This is a genomic window from Lutispora saccharofermentans (genome assembly GCF_024363565.1).
GTDB classification, from domain to species: Bacteria; Bacillota; Clostridia; order Lutisporales; family Lutisporaceae; genus Lutispora; species Lutispora saccharofermentans.
This window is the reverse complement of record NZ_JAJEKE010000008.1, coordinates 123523-139694: the sequence shown is the minus strand read 5'-3', so window position 1 is coordinate 139694 and position 16172 is coordinate 123523. Positions and strand designations below refer to the sequence as shown.

The 16172-nt window shown below is 41.3% G+C and carries 17 protein-coding genes; 5 read left to right on the top strand and 12 right to left on the bottom strand.

Features of this window, described 5'->3' with window-relative positions:
- Window positions 1–350: 350 nt before the first annotated feature.
- The 3 genes from LJD61_RS10880 to LJD61_RS10870 are packed head-to-tail and all read left to right on the top strand — an operon-like array spanning window position 351 to window position 2078.
- Window positions 351–1046, top strand: coding sequence for a cyclic nucleotide-binding domain-containing protein (locus tag LJD61_RS10880; RefSeq protein WP_255227563.1), 696 nt, complete (start codon window positions 351–353; stop codon window positions 1044–1046).
- On the top strand, window positions 1039–1488 hold the full coding sequence (locus LJD61_RS10875) for a DMT family transporter (protein WP_255227562.1): 450 nt from the start codon (window positions 1039–1041) through the stop codon (window positions 1486–1488). Before LJD61_RS10880 ends, LJD61_RS10875 begins: the two co-directional genes overlap by 8 nt.
- A gap of 11 nt (window positions 1489–1499) precedes the next feature.
- Complete coding sequence (locus LJD61_RS10870; RefSeq protein WP_255227561.1) at window positions 1500–2078, top strand: DMT family transporter; 579 nt, start codon at window positions 1500–1502, stop codon at window positions 2076–2078.
- Window positions 2079–2093: 15 nt separating this feature from the next.
- Here the strand turns inward: LJD61_RS10870 and LJD61_RS10865 are convergent, their stop codons facing one another.
- The 6 genes from LJD61_RS10865 to LJD61_RS10840 all read right to left on the bottom strand — a co-directional run bounded on the left by LJD61_RS10865 (window position 2094) and on the right by LJD61_RS10840 (window position 6857).
- Window positions 2094–3803, bottom strand: a complete 1710-nt coding sequence (locus LJD61_RS10865; RefSeq protein WP_255227560.1) for a tetratricopeptide repeat protein — start codon at window positions 3801–3803, stop codon at window positions 2094–2096.
- Entirely contained in the window at window positions 3800–4105 is a 306-nt protein-coding gene (locus LJD61_RS10860; protein ID WP_255227559.1) for a hypothetical protein, read from the bottom strand. Before LJD61_RS10860 ends, LJD61_RS10865 begins: the two co-directional genes overlap by 4 nt.
- Window positions 4098–4601, bottom strand: coding sequence for an RNA polymerase sigma factor (locus LJD61_RS10855; protein WP_255227558.1), 504 nt, complete (start codon window positions 4599–4601; stop codon window positions 4098–4100). The genes LJD61_RS10860 and LJD61_RS10855 overlap by 8 nt, the downstream gene beginning before the upstream one ends.
- 140 nt (window positions 4602–4741) lie before the next feature.
- Window positions 4742–5362, bottom strand: a complete 621-nt coding sequence (locus LJD61_RS10850) for a hypothetical protein (protein WP_255227557.1) — start codon at window positions 5360–5362, stop codon at window positions 4742–4744.
- 81 nt (window positions 5363–5443) lie between these two features.
- Window positions 5444–6346, bottom strand: a complete 903-nt coding sequence (locus tag LJD61_RS10845; protein ID WP_255227556.1) for a helix-turn-helix transcriptional regulator — start codon at window positions 6344–6346, stop codon at window positions 5444–5446.
- 67 nt (window positions 6347–6413) lie between these two features.
- The gene (locus LJD61_RS10840; RefSeq protein WP_255227555.1) at window positions 6414–6857 is read right to left on the bottom strand and encodes a DUF3788 domain-containing protein; all 444 of its coding nucleotides are present in this window, start codon (window positions 6855–6857) and stop codon (window positions 6414–6416) included.
- Between the two features lie 103 nt (window positions 6858–6960).
- On the opposite strand from LJD61_RS10840, the gene msrB reads away from it, so the two are divergent.
- Window positions 6961–7386 carry a peptide-methionine (R)-S-oxide reductase MsrB gene (gene msrB, locus LJD61_RS10835; RefSeq protein WP_333783102.1) on the top strand — a complete coding sequence of 142 codons (426 nt, stop codon included), beginning with the start codon at window positions 6961–6963 and terminating at the stop codon, window positions 7384–7386.
- A gap of 23 nt (window positions 7387–7409) precedes the next feature.
- On the opposite strand, the gene ggt is transcribed toward msrB, so the two are convergent.
- The 6 genes from ggt to LJD61_RS10805 all read right to left on the bottom strand — a co-directional run bounded on the left by ggt (window position 7410) and on the right by LJD61_RS10805 (window position 14611).
- Window positions 7410–9017 carry a gamma-glutamyltransferase gene (gene ggt, locus LJD61_RS10830; protein ID WP_255227554.1) on the bottom strand — a complete coding sequence of 536 codons (1608 nt, stop codon included), beginning with the start codon at window positions 9015–9017 and terminating at the stop codon, window positions 7410–7412.
- Window positions 9007–9921 (bottom strand): DMT family transporter, encoded by a 915-nt coding sequence (locus tag LJD61_RS10825; RefSeq protein ID WP_255227553.1) that lies wholly within the window; start codon window positions 9919–9921, stop codon window positions 9007–9009. The genes ggt and LJD61_RS10825 overlap by 11 nt, the downstream gene beginning before the upstream one ends.
- A 244-nt stretch (window positions 9922–10165) precedes the next feature.
- On the bottom strand, window positions 10166–10852 hold the full coding sequence (locus tag LJD61_RS10820; protein ID WP_255227552.1) for an alpha/beta hydrolase: 687 nt from the start codon (window positions 10850–10852) through the stop codon (window positions 10166–10168).
- Between the two features lie 18 nt (window positions 10853–10870).
- Entirely contained in the window at window positions 10871–12250 is a 1380-nt protein-coding gene (locus LJD61_RS10815) for an MATE family efflux transporter (protein WP_255227551.1), read from the bottom strand.
- A 30-nt stretch (window positions 12251–12280) separates the two neighbouring features.
- Window positions 12281–13657 (bottom strand): bifunctional metallophosphatase/5'-nucleotidase, encoded by a 1377-nt coding sequence (locus tag LJD61_RS10810; RefSeq protein ID WP_255227550.1) that lies wholly within the window; start codon window positions 13655–13657, stop codon window positions 12281–12283.
- 81 nt (window positions 13658–13738) lie between these two features.
- The gene (locus tag LJD61_RS10805) at window positions 13739–14611 is read right to left on the bottom strand and encodes a LysR family transcriptional regulator (protein ID WP_255227549.1); all 873 of its coding nucleotides are present in this window, start codon (window positions 14609–14611) and stop codon (window positions 13739–13741) included.
- Window positions 14612–14759: 148 nt separating this feature from the next.
- On the opposite strand from LJD61_RS10805, the gene LJD61_RS10800 reads away from it, so the two are divergent.
- Window positions 14760–16166 carry an MATE family efflux transporter gene (locus LJD61_RS10800; protein WP_255227548.1) on the top strand — a complete coding sequence of 469 codons (1407 nt, stop codon included), beginning with the start codon at window positions 14760–14762 and terminating at the stop codon, window positions 16164–16166.
- The last annotated feature ends 6 nt before the right edge of the window (window positions 16167–16172 follow it).

Here is a 16172-nt window from a genome sequence, read left to right as displayed (position 1 = left end):
GCCATACGTTTCGCTATGCCACCTAATTTACTTCAAAATCTCAACTTTTCAGATACAAAGCATAATGCTCGATATCTTACCCCTGTAACGTGAGGGCACGGCATCAGATACTCCAAGAATACTTGTTTCACCTTGCATCTCATGAACCCATTCCCTATAGTCCAAATGTTCCGGTCCTCTCACCAACCGCCGGCTCGCTGCGACAATTTACTATAAGTACTCTTTCAGTCATTGATTTTGGTATATTAAATGTCATTATACTACCAAATATTAATTTTGTAAATACAGGACATATGTCCTTTTTAATTTTCTTTCCAATATTTATACTAATAATAGTAGGGGTGATTTGAATGAAGCTGCTGAATGATTTGAGCTTAACAAATAATTATATTGACAGATTCAAGCTAAATAATATATTTCAGCAAGATATGTCACAGTTTATGAAGCTTTTTCTATGCGAAAAAGGGGAGCTGATTTGCCGGATCAACGATGAACTTGAATGGTTCTACTTTGTTCTCAAGGGGAAAATAAAGATATATTCCTCTCAGGAAAATGGAAAATCCATATTGCTCAGGTTTTATACGCCGTTATCCGTAATCGGTGACTTAGAGCTGCTAAAGGGCTATAGAGTCAAAGCTAATGTAGAGGCATTGACCGAAGTAACCCTCATGGGGATTAAGATGAAAGATATAAGGGATCACGCCTATGATGATAGTGTGTTTTTAAGATTCGTGATCGAGAATTTGAGCCATAAGCTTTATACCTTATCAAATGTTGCTACATTGAATCAATCCTATCCTTTTGTAAATAGATTTGCAAGCTACCTGGTTTCCGTCACCTCCGATGAAAACAGAAATAAGCTTGCTGATGAAATAAAAACTAATAATCTTACTGAATTAGCCACCTTTCTGGGTGTGAGCTATAGGCATCTCAACAGGGTTATAAAGGATTTGTGCACAGAGGGCATCATTGAGAAAACAAAGGAAGGCATGATCATACTTGACTATAAAAGATTAAAGCGTTTGTCAGGAGGATATTATGAATAAGAAATCCTTGAATATTTTTACTGTGCTGATTCTGATGGGGATCATGACAACCTTGATGAACTTTTTAAACAGCGTTTTAGCATCCGGAGTAGGCTTATATTACAGCGGGCTGATTGTCCATATTGTGGGTTTGATTCTTTCCTTCATTCTTTTTATAGTCCTCGAAAATAAAGAGCATAAACCATGGGCCAGTACATTCAAAAAAAATCCGCTGCTATTTTCAGGCGGGGTCATAGGAGCTGCGTCTGTGCTGCTGGTTTCTTACTGTATAAGCAATATAGGGATGTTTGCAGCTACAGTGACGATGATTGCCGGACAGTTTTTCATCTCCTTTCTGATAGACAGCAAAGGCTGGTTTGGCTTCGATAAAGTGAAAATTACTTTGAGCAAAAAAATTGCCGTTGTATCTATTTGCTTTGGGATAATATTAATCATTATGTAAGGAGTAGAGCCATGTCCATTTTTATGATAGCTATAAGCATATTAACCGGTGCTTCCTTTATCATAATCAGAACTCTAAATATGAAGCTGAGCTTTGAGATAGGTATCTATGGATCAAATCTCATAAATCATATTGCCGGAGCTCTGGCAAGCAGTATCATAGTATTTTTAGCAATGCAAGGCATGGTCATAGAAAAAGTGAACCTCCTAAATGCGCCTTTCTATGCATATTTAGGAGGCTTTATGGGTGCATTGTTTATTGTCTTGTCTAACTTTACCTTTTCCAAGACAAGTGTAATAGCTTCAACAATACTAATACTGTCGGGACAATTCTTGTCTTCTATTTTAGTAGATATCCTGATTCTGCAGAAAGACATCGGCTTAAAAAACATAGTTGGGGCTATAATAATTGTTCTGTCTGTAATTCTTTACAACAGCGATACTGAAAGTGAAAAAGATGATTTAGCTATCAAGGCACAGCTTTGCCATAGATATAGAACAAGATTCCTGCATAACGGAGAAAGCTTTCCTCTCACAGCCAGAAGCTGCTGGAACTGCCAAAGCAGTGTAATGGGCAAGTGCTTCAAATAGCTAAATTATCCTTGGTTATTTATCAGAAAGTCCCTCCATATGACTCTTGTATTCCTCAATTTTTGTTATTTGGTAGAGCCTGTTGAGATACTCTTTCGCCTTTGCATAGTCTTCCTCACAATATTCATAGTATCTTGACAACACATACAGAGAATGCACATCCTCAGGATTTTTATCCAGATAATTTAGAAACCAATCCCTTGCTTTTTCATATTGCTCTGCCTTTATCAAGTTATCTCCCTCAAGCTTCTGGGTGATGAGCACAAAATGCCTGGGCAGTTTTGTCGTCTTTATCACAGGCATGCTGCTGCTAATGAGTTTTCCGTTTCTGTCATAGGCTTGAACACCATATATAACCTTGCCTTCTCCATACATTCCCAGCAATGTGCCCGGAGTTGGCCTATTTTCATCATTAAAGGATGCTAATCCCATGAATCCCGGAGCAACTTTCTTTATATCTATTACTGCTTTGTTTTCTTTTATTTTATCTGCGAATATAGAAGTCCCATAGGAACCTTCAATCATCAATCCTGCAACAAGGCTGTAGCTTTCAGCACCCTCATATTCCTTCCAGCTTATTTCCAGCTTATCTTTGCTGACCTTTATCTCGTCATCCGGCGTCAGGATTTCTATAGATGTCTTGAATTCAAAATCATTGAGCAGAATACCTCTCGATTGAAGAATCCTTTGGTCGTCTCTATTGTCCAAATAGGCTTTGCCCAGTATTTCGTGAGGTCTTATTCCAATTCCTATGTCGTATTCCCCCGGCAGCACATCGTCGATAGAATAATAGCCGTCTTTATCGGTAGTTGTGAAAGGAAAATCAAGTGTGCTGCCTATATAGTTATCTTTATATATCTCCTTATCCTTGATATATACCCTGACTCCTTCAACACCTTTACCGTCTACGGTGACTCTGCCTCTGCATTCACCCATTTCGCTGTCAATCCCTTTTATCTCCATTTCCTTGTTGTATTCCATTTCTTGGGCCTTTTTAATCTTTACTTTAAGCTCTTCTTTCTTATCGATAAGATATTCTTCAGAGCTGTCTTTATTAATCTCTGCGGTTTTATTCAACGCCTGCTTATAGGTATATATGGCTTCGTCATACTTGCCGGATTGGATATATAAATTAGCCAGGCCATCATAATAATTCATATCAAAATAACTCTTATTGTTTTCTATCAAATCTTCCAGCAGATTTATACCTTTATCATATTCTCCTGTAGAGTTATACAGAACATAGATAAGCCCTGCATCTGCATTGGTTTTGCCGGACATCAGGTATTTCTCCGCTTCTTTGTAATCACCAAGGTATATATATATTTCTGCCAGCCTTATATGTGCCCATTTTGCCCAGGGGTCACTGCTGTGGTTTTCAATAAGATCCTTATACAGGCTTATGGCTGTATTAAGGGCTTCATCTGTGGGAACCATGTTGTTCCCTGCGCCCCCATGCCCATAAGGAAATATTTTGTATAGGGAATGCTCCATTGCGCCGCTGGATAGAGTGTTTGCATAGTCGTATATGTCTTCGCCGCTTTTCAAAAAGTCTGGAACAAGAGATAGGGACTTTTCATAATATACAGCGGCATGCTCTATCTTGCCTTTTCTCTCATAGCCTTTAGCAATTTTTGAGTAGGCAAAAGGTACGGAAGCATAAAGAAAGCTAAGGGCTATAAGCAGTAAGATCAGATACTTTACCTTTATTTTAAAATACTTCAACGCACTTCCTCCCAATAATCGGTAATCTTAATGATATTTCTATTCATAAAGCTCACTATATCTTTGTCCGTTACCGTAAAAGAACTGATGCCCAGTAAGACTGCTAAAGCAATGCCAGCTATACAAGCGCTGCAGGGTATCTTTATTTCATAGTTCAAGAAATTTGCCGAAGCGTCTTTGAAACCAAAGCTTTTATCTCTCCTCAATTGCTCTTTAATCTTGACTATGGCTTCTTCAGATAATACGATATCCTTCAGTTCCGCATTTAATTTATTTTTGAGCTCCTTATCGAATCTATCCATTGCTTACACCTTCCTTTAAAAGCATCTCTTTAAGCATGTTCCTTCCCCTGTGAAGCTTGCTCTTTATTGTTCCTGAAGGTTCATTCAGCACAGAGCATATATCCTCCACCTTCAGGTCTTGATAGTAATATAAGACCAGCACTTCCTTATATTTATCCGGGAGCCTTTGTATCAAGCTTATTACACTGGAATTTTGCAGTCCCTCTACCAGCTTTTCCTCATCCCAAGCATCATCAGGAATGTCTTCCATATGATCAACAGAGAGTGTATCAGCTATGGTTCTGTCCTTTTTTGCATAAGTCCTGATAGTATTTATGGATATCCTGTATATCCAGGTATATATGCTGCTGTCGCCTCGAAATTTGCTTAAGCTTCTATATATCCTTATAAATATTTCCTGGGTTATATCCTCTGATCTGTGGAAATCCCCTATGTGTACATAGACCATCCTGAAAATCGCATCTTTATATTTATCAATTATTTCATCAAAGCTCAATATTTCTCACTCCCTTAGGTTAGACACTTGAGCCCCCATTTGGGTTGCATATCTTGTAAATATTTTTAAAAGGACTGCTTCAGTTACGACAGCAGTCCCTTGATATACACTCTTCTCTTGTTCATCCCCATGCCAAAGCTTTATTTTTCAAGCCCCATGATTGATTCAAAATGTTTTATAGACTTTTTATCCAGCAGCCCGCCGGTAAGTGCGCTAAATATATAATCGTCAACGCTACTGCATTTATCATATTTCCTGATCATAACAAGAGCTTCCAAAATATCGATCAATACCAGCTTTCTCATGGTTTCTCTTATGCCATCGATTTTAACATCCATTAAACTGCCTGCTATCTTTTCAAGCAGATGAGGCTTATAAGGAATGATTTTGGTCAAGGACTGGATGCATTGGCGCTTGGTGATCGGCTTTTCATCGTTTAGCAAAGACAAATAATCATCGATTATGACATCTATTTTATTTGAGCAATCCCATCTCGTATTCTCAGCAATAAGCATGAGTCCAATGCTTCTATGATATGAATTGCTGCTTCTCAATTTTTCACAAAACTTATCCCAGAAGGGATAAACATCATCAAATAGAAGAGAGCGATGCTGCAGCAATAATAATGCTTTATACCTTATATCATCATCTTTCTCTTCAAGGCATCTCACAAGCATTGGCAGGTCTTCCTTGCATAAGTTCTTCGCTGCTTCACCCAAAGCTGATTTATCGATTGAAATTAATTCATCAATAGTGATCATACTATTCACTCCCCATAATTGATAGTTATCTTGCAGCATAAATCTAGCCATATTATACCACATAAAAAAGAGACAGAAAATTTAAATCTGTCTCACGGGTCTGGCTTCTATATAACCCCTGTAACCCTGCGGTTCCATCTGGAATCTTGGGGCATCCCCATCAGCCCATTCAAACCCATAAAGCTTTGGATCATAGCTTTTCATCAGCTCCCAGATTTCATCAATAGCATCCTCAAATTTTTCATCATCGTAGGGCTGACCTTGAAATATCATCATCTTGCAAGGCTTCAGCTCTATTATTTCAAAGCCTTCGGCTATAGGACCTGCATAGTCCATGGGCAACTCTACTCCTTGAGCGTATGCGGAAGTACCGCCCTTTACAAGATTCTCAGGCAGCCACATGCCTATTGGTTCATACATAGCTTCTTTTATTTCTGACAGTGTGCCCCATATATCGCAGCCGACTTCCTCACAGTATTCAAAGTAGTGCGTAGCTTTGATGCCTCTCTTAAGCATCAGCTTCCTTGCAGGTCTATCGACGACCTGAACAAATACCGTATTTGCATTAGAATTCTTTGCCATGTTACCTTCTCCTTTTTGCTTATTTAGGCAATAATCACGGATGCGCTCCGGCATGAAAATCTTAATAGGCGGTGTTGTTTTTCTGAATTTATAGGGAGATACACCAAATTGTTTTGAAAAAGCTCTGGTAAAGCCTTCGTGAGAGTCAAATACAAAATCAAAAGCAACATCTATGACTTTTGCATTCTCATCCCTTAGCTTTAGCGCTGCCTGAGACAGCCTTACCATTCTAATGTATTCAAAAGGAGTCTTGCCTACCATCTCTTTGAAAATCCTGGAGCAATACCAAGGCGAATAGCCTGAAGCCCTTGCCAGCATCTTAAGGGTGATATTATCGTTAATATGCTCCTCTATATAATCCTGCATGCGTTGAACCCCATTAATCTTTTCCCGGCTTTCCATGATCTCACCTCCTGAATAAAGGATACTGTTTCTATTTATCTATTTCTTGACCTGCTTTGCCATGATATCATATATTTTTCCCCAGCATCTTTACTTCTGCCAAAAGCTTATAATCCTCTACACCCGCAGAGTCTGCAATCTGAAACATCATCCACTTGCCCATCTTCATATAGTCTCCGGCTTGTTTATACAGCTCAGCAGTACCGGGGCTTAATTTTGTGATTATTGATTCCATCAAGGGTTCAAGCTTATAGCTTATGACCAGAAAAACCGAGAAAGAGCCTTCTTCAGGATACAATGTGCCAAAGGATACCCCGCTCTTCTGCAGCTTTATATTCCAGCCGGGCTTTCCTGAGCAACCGCTGTAAGTCATCTTAGGCTTCACCTTATATACAGCATCCATATGCTCCAAAAGTGACTGCCATAGTTGCTTTGCTTCACCGCCGATATATTCCGCTATTTCATCCATTGTCGGTTGATTGCCCGAGGGAAAAATATCTCTCCATTCCATCTTCGATCACCCCTTCTTATCAAATATTTAATATTATTGTTATTTATTGTCTATATTATATAATAACAATAATAGAACTTGTACATAAAGATGAGGTGATTTTATGGATTATAAGGATAAGGAAAAGCTGAAAAAGCTGCTTACTGAATTGCAGTATAAAGTGACTCAGGAAAACGGCACAGAAAGGCCCTTTGCCAACGAATATTGGGATAATTTCGAAGACGGGATATATGTAGACATAATATCCGGCGACCCTCTTTTCTCATCAAAAGACAAATTTGAGTCAAGCTGCGGCTGGCCCAGCTTTACCAGACCGCTGAAGCCGGACAATATCATTGAAAAAAAGGATACGAGCCATTTTATGATTAGGACTGAAGTAAGGAGCAAGACCTCTGATGCACATTTAGGCCATGTTTTCACTGATGGCCCTCCGCCAACCGGCTTGAGGTATTGCATAAATTCTGCCGCCCTGCGATTTATACCCAGGAAAGACTTGGAGAAAGAAGGTTATGGAGAGTATTTGCAATAGGGCATATAGCCTGGTAAGCTCACTTACCAGGCTAATATAGTTCCATCTGTTCGATTCTCTGTTCCCCCTGCTAAAACACCACTTTCGTCCCTCAGGATAATCTGTCCTCTACCATAACCTGTGTTATCATCTGTGACTGTGACTTCATGGCCTATATCTTCTAGGGCTTTTGCAATTTCTTCAGGTAAAGTATCCTCAAGCTCCACCTTTTTGCCTCGTATCCACTGCCATCTGGGAGCATCGAGAGCTGCCTGGGGATTGAGATTGAAGTCTATAAGATTCATTATCACCTGCACATGGCCTTGTGGCTGCATAAAGCCTCCCATTACTCCAAAAGGCCCCACAGGCTTTTTATCCTTCGTAAGAAATCCGGGTATAATAGTATGATAAGTTTTCTTTCCCGGCTCCAAAGCGTTATCATGACCGGGGTCAAAGGAGAAGTTACGGCCTCGGTTTTGCAGCGCTATGCCTGTTTCCGGCACTACAAGCCCGGAGCCAAAGCCCATATAGTTGCTTTGTATGAAGGAAACCATGTTCCCTTCACCATCTGCCGTCGCCAAATATACTGTACCGCCTCTTTGCTCTTCTGATGGAAGAGGTGTGAGAGCGGCGCTTCCGATGCGTTTTCTCTTTTCATCAGCCCAGGCATCTGATAATAAATCCTCAACCTTAACCTTCATCTTCCGCATATCTGTGACATATCTTTGAGCATCTTCAAAGGCCAGCTTTATGGCTTCAATCTGTTTATGATATGTATCTAATGAATCCTTTTCCCTAAACTCAAAACCTTTTAGGATGTTGAGAGCCATCAGTGCTACAATGCCCTGACCGTTGGGAGGTATTTCGCAAACTTCATAATCCCTGTACTTTGTATATATGGGCTCTACCCATTCAGCTTTATAATTCTCCAAATCCTCCTTGCGTATATAGCCGCCGTATCGCCTTGAAAAAGCATCTATCCTTTCTGCCAATTCACCCCTATAGAATGCTTCAGCATCTGTCTCGGCAATTTTTATAAGGGTCTTTGCGTGGTCAGGCAGAGTCATTATTTCGCCGGCTTTTGGGGCCCTTCCTTTTGGTGCGAAGGTTTCAAACCAGTATTTAAACTCATCACCTTTTAAATTTTCTTTGTATATATTGTATGCTTTATTCCAATTCTTCCCAAGAATCACTGAAATCACATAGCCTTCTTGTGCATAGCGTATTGCAGGGGCTAAAGCCTCTTTCAACGGAAGCTTCCCAAATCGTCTTGAAAGAGCTGCCCAGGCTGCAGGAGCCCCAGGCACATTTACAGGCACAAATCCATATCTGGGTATCTCTTTGTAGCCCCGCTTCTCTAATTTATCGATGGATATCGCCATGGGGCTGGGCCCGCTGGCATTCAATCCATAAAGCTTGCCCCCGACTGCTGCAATGGCAAAGGCGTCTCCGCCTATTCCGTTTGAGGTAGGCTCGCAGACGGTAAGACAGGCCGCAACAGCCACGGCTGCATCAATCGCATTCCCGCCTTTTTTCAATATTTCCATGCCCGCAGCCGCTGCCATGGGCTGCGAGGTTGCGACCATGCCGTATTTGGCGTAGGCAGTATATCTTTTACATTTGTATGGGTTATTCAGCGCATCAAATTTCATTCTCTTGTATTCCCCTTTCAGATATGGTTTCCTCTTTATTTCTCCTGAATATATTCTTAAAATCCAATTCGGCAATTAAAACACTGAGCATCAAGATCGCTGCACCTGCGTATCCCCTGGGAGCAAGCATTTCTCCTAGAAACATATAGGCCAGTACGGCAGAAAAGACCGGCTCCAGTGATAGGATAAGCCCTGTATGCGTGGCACTTGTATACTGCTGTGCCGTTGACTGTACAATATAGCCTATGGCAGTACAAAACACGCTCAGCATTAGAACAGAAAACCATGACAAAGCAGTGTCCGGAAGCTTCATATTTTCAGTAAACAAGGAAATGACCATACTGAAAATACCCGCAAATCCAAGCTGCAGAGCGCCTAGAGCGATAGAATCGACTTCTTTGGTAAAAATTCCTATAACGATCACATGCACAGAGCAGAATAAAGCACATAGTATGCAGAGCAAATCTCCGATATTTATTTTGAATTGTGCGTCCAGTGTGAGCAAAGCAATACCTATCAGTGCCAGGAATACTCCAACTGCGACACTTTTTTCAATCTTTTGCTTTAAGAACACAAAAGAGATAATGGGTATCAAAACCACGGACAGGCTTATTAAAAAACCTGCGTTGGAAGCAGTAGTATATTTTAAGCCGAATGTCATAGATATAAACATACCAAGCAAAATAAGCCCAAGTATAAAAGCATACTTTATTGTTTTTTTATCCGCTCCCAAAATTTGTTTATGAAACACCGCTGCAGCTATGGCAAAAGCGATCAGAAATCGTATTGCCGTCAGATTGAAGGGCTCCAGCCCCCCAAGGCCCAGCTTTGTAAGCATATAAGATGCCCCCCAGAAAACCGTGATCGTGAGCAGCATCAGTTCTGCCTTGATTTGCTTGGTCATAAATTCCACCTCCCAACAAAATCAAAAGCCATAGATATGCATACCTATGGCTTTATTACCAGACAAATTAAAGTTCGCATCAACTTCTTATGCATAAGCTATAGGTCGCGCAAAATATATCATTAGGCATAGTTAATATTCTTTTCATCTTGACGACCTCCCACTACAAATATTTCCATAAATTATTATACACCTTTCAAATCATTAAAACAATAGCAAATGGTTTTAATATGGCTTTATCCGCTTAGGACAAGGAATACAGAAAGGCATCAATGTCAGCAATAACCTGATTTGCTGTTTGACTTCTGAGTATCAGATGTCCCCCTTTATTATAGAGTTTCACTTTCTTATACTCTGAGGGTAAATTGCTATATATAAAATCAACACTTCTTGTTCTGACAGTATCATCATCTTCAGCCTGCATAATAAGGAACGGACAATGGATCTGATTTATTTTGGGCTTTGTCTGTGCCAGTAATAATTGAAAGTTATACATTGCTACTATAGGAGACTTCTTGCCTGCCTTAAAATATCTGTTAAAATTATTTGAGCTCTTATTCATAATGTCGTCTATGAGATTATGCAACACTATTTTAAAATTCCAATAATATATAGGTGTATTAATAGTTATTACAGCTTTAATCTCATGTATGCATGCAAGATTTACTGCGATTAGCCCTCCCATGGAAAAGCCTATAATCACTATCTCATGAAATCTTTCTTTAAGCTTTAGAAGCTCTTGCTCTGCTGAGTCTATCCAATCTTTATATGTTGCATTTTTCATATCCTGCCTTTTCCCTGTATGTCCTTTTAGCATGGGACATGCAACTTCACAGCCTTTTTCAGCCAGATGGTCCGTAAAAGGTTCAACCTCATATTTGCTGCCTCCGAAGCCATGAATCACAAGGTATCCTATCCTGTTATGCTGCATATTCTTCCTCCATGATAACTACATATATACGATATTGCGGAATCTAAATTGTCTGGTATTAGGATTCCTCTTTAGGAATAAAATATGCCATGTGCTTAGAACTACACCCTTGAGTATACTTGATATACTTATGGCCCACCATACTCCATCAAGCCCTAAAAAAGTTGATGAAAGTATCAGGGCACCAGGAATTCGAAGCGCATTAAATAATATTCCTACGATGGACGGCGGAAGCGTCTTGCCATGGCCTATGAAAGCCCCTGCCGTCGTTATCTCAATACACATGAACAATTGGGAAAGACCCAGTATCTTCAGATAGACGATACCATAGCTTATGGCCTCTTCCTCCGGAATGAAAACAGAAAACACAGGCCTGGCGCCGAAAATTAAAAGGCAAGTAGCGAATATGCCTATTATGGATACTATGGCCAGCCCGCTGAAGTAGCCTTTAAATACCCTGTCCCACTTTTTGGCGCCATAATTTTGTCCTATAAATGCACTCATGGCAGATTGAAACCCTCCGGCAGTCATCCAGGATATCGACTCTATCTGAGAGCCTACCTTCTGCACTGCTATCGGTATTGGACCCCACTGGGCAATTATCCTCGCAGTTATCATGGCAAATATAGTAAAAAGTCCGCTTTGCAGCGCGACAGGAAATCCAAGCTTGACAATCGTCTTTATATGCTTGATATCAGGTCTCGTAAATAGACCAAGGCCCGGAAAGAGCTCCCTTCTTTTTCTTGCTTCTCTAATAAATACAATGGTTACGGTGACTTGAGCTATTACCGTTGCTATTCCGGCACCTGCAGCCTCTAGCCTTGGAAAAGGTCCTACACCCAATATGAGCAGCGGATCTAAGACCATGTTCATTATGAGACCTATGACATTTATGTTAAAAGGAGTTTTGCTGTCCCCATATCCATTGAATACAGCGGTAAAAACAGGATTAATAGTATAAAATACCATGCCTATTGATATGATGACCAGGTATGTAACGGCATCATTCACTATTTTTGCTTCTCCCAGCTTATAGAATCCTATCAAAGGCTTTCTGAATATTATCAGAAAGGCTCCATATAGAATTGCAAGGAAAATGATCATCTGCATGCTGTGCTTTATATACTTCTTGGCCTCATCAGCATCCCGTCTTCCTATGGACTGGGATACGCCAACCTCTGCTCCTATTTTCGGAATAAGTATTATCGCCATCGCCAGCCAGGTAAAAAAGCCTGCAGTGCCAACTGCAGCGACTTCCTTAGCACCTACTCTGCCCATCCATATCATATCGGTCATATTATATGCCATTTGAACGAACGAAGTCCCTATGATAGGCATTGCAAGCTTGATAAGCGCTTTAAAAATACTTCCCTCTGTCAAATTTATTGCTTTAGTCATTTTATCCCCCTAAGCTTTATAGATATATTTTCATATCTTGATCCACCTGTCAGTGAAACATTTTTCTATAAACTCCTTCTTATTTAGATACTCTCTCAGAAGATCTCTGGTATATTCAGGATTATACCTCTCATTTTGATTATTGGCCAGGCTGGCATAACCGGTGCCTCTCTGAAGATAATCGGAGGTCGATACCCTATATATCTTTTCATCCTCAAGCTCGCCGTTTTCAAGCTTCACCCTCAATATTTCCCTGCCATCGTGCTCAACTACCGCCTGTGACAAGTGAAGCCTTCCCAGATACCTCCCCCTGAAGCCGGAGCCTTTTCCGTCCTGCAAGCATACATCAGCCTGCAAAGATTGCTTCAATGCTTCTCTTATGTGCTTGCCCTTTATTTCCATATAGGTCGGATTTAACGGAGATGGACTGATTTCAAGGAGCTTTTTATTTGAAACTTCACCCTTTCTTATGCCTCCGCTTATTATGCCGCTGTTGATTATGCTAAAATCGCATGGTATTACATCAGCCAGTGCATCTGCCAGCAAATTGGTCAAAGGATTTTCTTCAACAACATCATGCCATATATGCCGGTCTACTTCATAAAGGGGCCTGCTCAAGACTTCGATTGCTATGTCCTTCTGCCTGAAAAGCTCATCGGCAATCGCACTGTCCATGGGCATATCTTCAACCTTTATATTCTCTTCACGGAAGCTTGCGATTTTCCCATCCTTAACTTCGATGTCCAGTACGCCCAGATGCTCTCCATAGCCGCCTGATTGATGAATTATCGTGTTATTTATTACTTTAGCTTCGTCCATAAGGATATGGCTGTGGCCTCCTATTATTATATCGATGCCGTCTAAGTGCCCGGCCAGCTCCGTATCCTCTCTCATTCCCGAATGGCTGAGAAGTATGCAAATATCATATTTGCCTTTGTTCTCCTCAAGCTCCCGCCTGATTTCCTCAACATGGTCGGTGGCGTGCATGTTGAGCAATGAAAAGAACTCATTGTAGCTTGGGGTTGTCCCAACAATGAGAAACCTGATGCCACCCTTGTCAACAATAATGCTCCTATTCAAGCCTCGGATCGCACTCATATCATTTCTGTACAGATTACAGGAAATGAAAGGGATCAATCCAGCAGATGCCATAGTCTCAAGAATCTCCAGACCTGCAAACCCTTCGTTGTTCCCCACTGCCAAAGCATCATAACCGGCGATGCTCAGCAGGCTGCAGCCTGCCCTTCCGCCTGTCCCCTGAAGCTCCATCCTCATAAAATCATTAAAGTCTCCTGCGTCAAGTATCAACGTATTTTCATTCTTCAGTCCTCTTATTTTGCTTGTTATTTTTCCAAACCCTTCAAACCTGCTGTGAATGTCGTTTGTATGCAATATCCTGATATTCATTTTCGACCTCCTTCGCTTAGCAGATAGGTTTATGCCTATCCCAATTGTCATAAATCCGATTAAACATATACAATTGATTCCTTATCGGAAATAATCGATTATATACTGGCAGAACTGGCGTGCAGCTTTTGAAAGATAATGCCCCTCCAAATAGGACAGGCTAATCGTCCTTTTGCATTCAGGACTGCTTATATGGAGCAGCTTAGGCAGAGGAACGGAGTATTCCCTTTTATGAGGAGAAGGCATGAAAGTAACACCCAAGCCCGCATTTACCAAATTGATCAAGGTCGATGCAACCTCTCCTTCAAATACTATATTCGGAGTAAAACCGGCTTCTCTGCAAAAGCCGTCCATTATATCCCTAAAGCCATAGCCCTGCTTGGTGCTGATAAAAGGCTCATCAGCCACCTCGTGCAGGGCTATGCTTTCACGCTTTGCCAATCTGTGATTCCTGGGTACGGCAAGAAAAATTTCTTCAGTAAGCAATGGAATGCTTACTATTCCCGGACCTTCAACTGAGGGTGATGATATGCATATATCCAAGATACCTTCTTCCATCTGGCTTTTCATTTCCAGAGTGGTTGCAACTATTTGCTTAAAGCTCACATTGGGATATATGGACAGAAATCCCTCCAGCACCCTTGGCAGCAGCAAAGTGCTGGTCCAAGCCAAAGAAATCCTGCCCTGCTCAAGGCCTGACATGTCTGCCAGCTCCTGCCTTCCGTTTTCAAGCTCCAAAAATATTTTGCTGACCCGCTTTAAGAATACCCTTCCGAAAGAGTTTAGCTTTATGTTTCTGCCCTGCCTGTCAAAAAGCTCTACGCCCAGCTCCGCTTCCAGCCTGCTTATAGCTTTGCTCAGAGAGGGCTGGGCGATATGCAGCTCTTCTGCTGCCCGGGTTATGTGCTCATGCTTAGCCACTATCTCAAAATATTTCAATTGTGAAAGCTCCATCGGTTTTCACCTCTCTTGAGATATATTATATATTATCTATAACCTAAAAGGAATATATTTATAATATATAATATATTTGAAGTTATAAATTATCAAGGTTAAAATTAGAATGTCAATTAAAGGATTTGCATGAAAGAAGGTTATATATTTGTTGCAAGTTTTCTCCAAAGATCATAAGTCTCATCCGGATTACGGCAAAATGCGCCGAAAAGCCATATCCATAACCTGGCCTGCTTTCATAGAGCTTGTTATGACCAGCCTTTTCGGCATGGTTGATATGATTATGGTAGGGCAATTAAGCCCGGCTGCTATAGCCTCCGTAGGCCTTACCAACCAGCCTTTTTTTCTCCTGCTGGCAGTATTTGCGGCCGTCAACGTAGGGACATCAACTCTTGTGGCCTGGAATATCGGCGCCAAAAAGCCCGATGAAGCCTGTAACGTTACCCGCCAAGTATTGATATTGAATACCCTTCTGGGAATATTCGTTACTGTTATCGGAATTTATTTTGCTCCCAATATTGTAACGTTCATGGGAGCCAATTCAGATACATTCCGCGATGCAACCTTGTATTTTAAAATTGTTGCTGCCGGATTAGCTTTCCAGGCCGTAAATATGGGGGTTACGGCAGCTCTTAGAGGTGCGGGACAAACAAAGCTTCCTATGCTCTATAACGCAGGAAGCAATCTTTTGAACGTTTTCGGCAACTATGTGCTCATATTCGGAAAATTCGGGTTCCCTGAATGGGGGGTGGCAGGAGCCGCAGTATCAACCACCGCAGCAAGATTAATTGCTTGCCTGGCGGGGCTGTACCTTATTTTCTTCACTAAACAATCTTCCATATCCCTTTCAATTAAAGGTGATTATAGAATAAACACAGGTATCGTAAGGCAGATATTTTCCATAGGCATACCTGCCGCCTTGGAACAATTTGTGCTGCAAAGCGGGCTGATGGTATTTGCCCGCACAGTATCCAGCTTGGGCACCAGCGGTTTTGCAGCGCACCAGATAGGCATAAATATAAGCACCCTTACTTTTTCGCCAAGCCAAGCCTTTGGTGTCGCTGCCACCACTTTGGTAGGCCAGAGCCTCGGTGCCGGTGATGAAGGAAAAGCGAAAGAGTTTGCAGATATGATACATCACATGGCGGTACTGGTCGCATTATTTATGGGGGTTGTATTCCTGCTCTTTTCTCATCAGCTGGCAGGCCTTTATACCGAAGATCTGGCAGTAGCGGCTATGGCAGGTACCGTGCTGAAGATACTGGCTTTAGCTCAGCCCGGCCAATCGACTCAATTGGCGATATCAGGGGCGCTAAGAGGAGCTGGGGATACCTTATATCCCTTATATGCATGTATTTTCGGTATTTGGATTTTCCGCGTATTCACAGCTTATATATTCGTCAGCATATTTCATTGGGGCCTCATAGGAGCTTGGATAGCTCTGGTGCTGGACCAGTCTGCCCGTGCTCTTATAGTATATCTGAGATACCGCTCCGGCAAATGGAAATATGTAAAAGCAAAAATTAACAAGGTTGAGGAAGCAGAAGCTTATTAGAAGATC

Bases quoted from the DNA above. Each gene is read 5' to 3' on its own strand.
- LJD61_RS10810 (WP_255227550.1), bottom strand. From the start codon at position 13,657: ATGAATATCAGGATATTGCATACAAACGACATTCACAGCAGGTTTGAA.
- LJD61_RS10805 (WP_255227549.1), bottom strand. From the start codon at position 14,611: ATGGAGCTTTCACAATTGAAATATTTTGAGATAGTGGCTAAGCATGAG.
- LJD61_RS10840 (WP_255227555.1), bottom strand. From the start codon at position 6,857: ATGGAATGGAGAGATATTTTTCCCTCGGGCAATCAACCGACAATGGAT.
- LJD61_RS10825 (WP_255227553.1), bottom strand. From the start codon at position 9,921: ATGACCAAGCAAATCAAGGCAGAACTGATGCTGCTCACGATCACGGTT.
- LJD61_RS10880 (WP_255227563.1), top strand. From the start codon at position 351: ATGAAGCTGCTGAATGATTTGAGCTTAACAAATAATTATATTGACAGA.
- LJD61_RS10815 (WP_255227551.1), bottom strand. From the start codon at position 12,250: ATGACTAAAGCAATAAATTTGACAGAGGGAAGTATTTTTAAAGCGCTT.
- msrB (WP_333783102.1), top strand. From the start codon at position 6,961: ATGGATTATAAGGATAAGGAAAAGCTGAAAAAGCTGCTTACTGAATTG.
- LJD61_RS10860 (WP_255227559.1), bottom strand. From the start codon at position 4,105: ATGGATAGATTCGATAAGGAGCTCAAAAATAAATTAAATGCGGAACTG.
- LJD61_RS10820 (WP_255227552.1), bottom strand. From the start codon at position 10,852: ATGCAGCATAACAGGATAGGATACCTTGTGATTCATGGCTTCGGAGGC.
- LJD61_RS10850 (WP_255227557.1), bottom strand. From the start codon at position 5,362: ATGATCACTATTGATGAATTAATTTCAATCGATAAATCAGCTTTGGGT.
- ggt (WP_255227554.1), bottom strand. From the start codon at position 9,017: ATGAAATTTGATGCGCTGAATAACCCATACAAATGTAAAAGATATACT.
- LJD61_RS10875 (WP_255227562.1), top strand. From the start codon at position 1,039: ATGAATAAGAAATCCTTGAATATTTTTACTGTGCTGATTCTGATGGGG.
- LJD61_RS10870 (WP_255227561.1), top strand. From the start codon at position 1,500: ATGTCCATTTTTATGATAGCTATAAGCATATTAACCGGTGCTTCCTTT.
- LJD61_RS10845 (WP_255227556.1), bottom strand. From the start codon at position 6,346: ATGGAAAGCCGGGAAAAGATTAATGGGGTTCAACGCATGCAGGATTAT.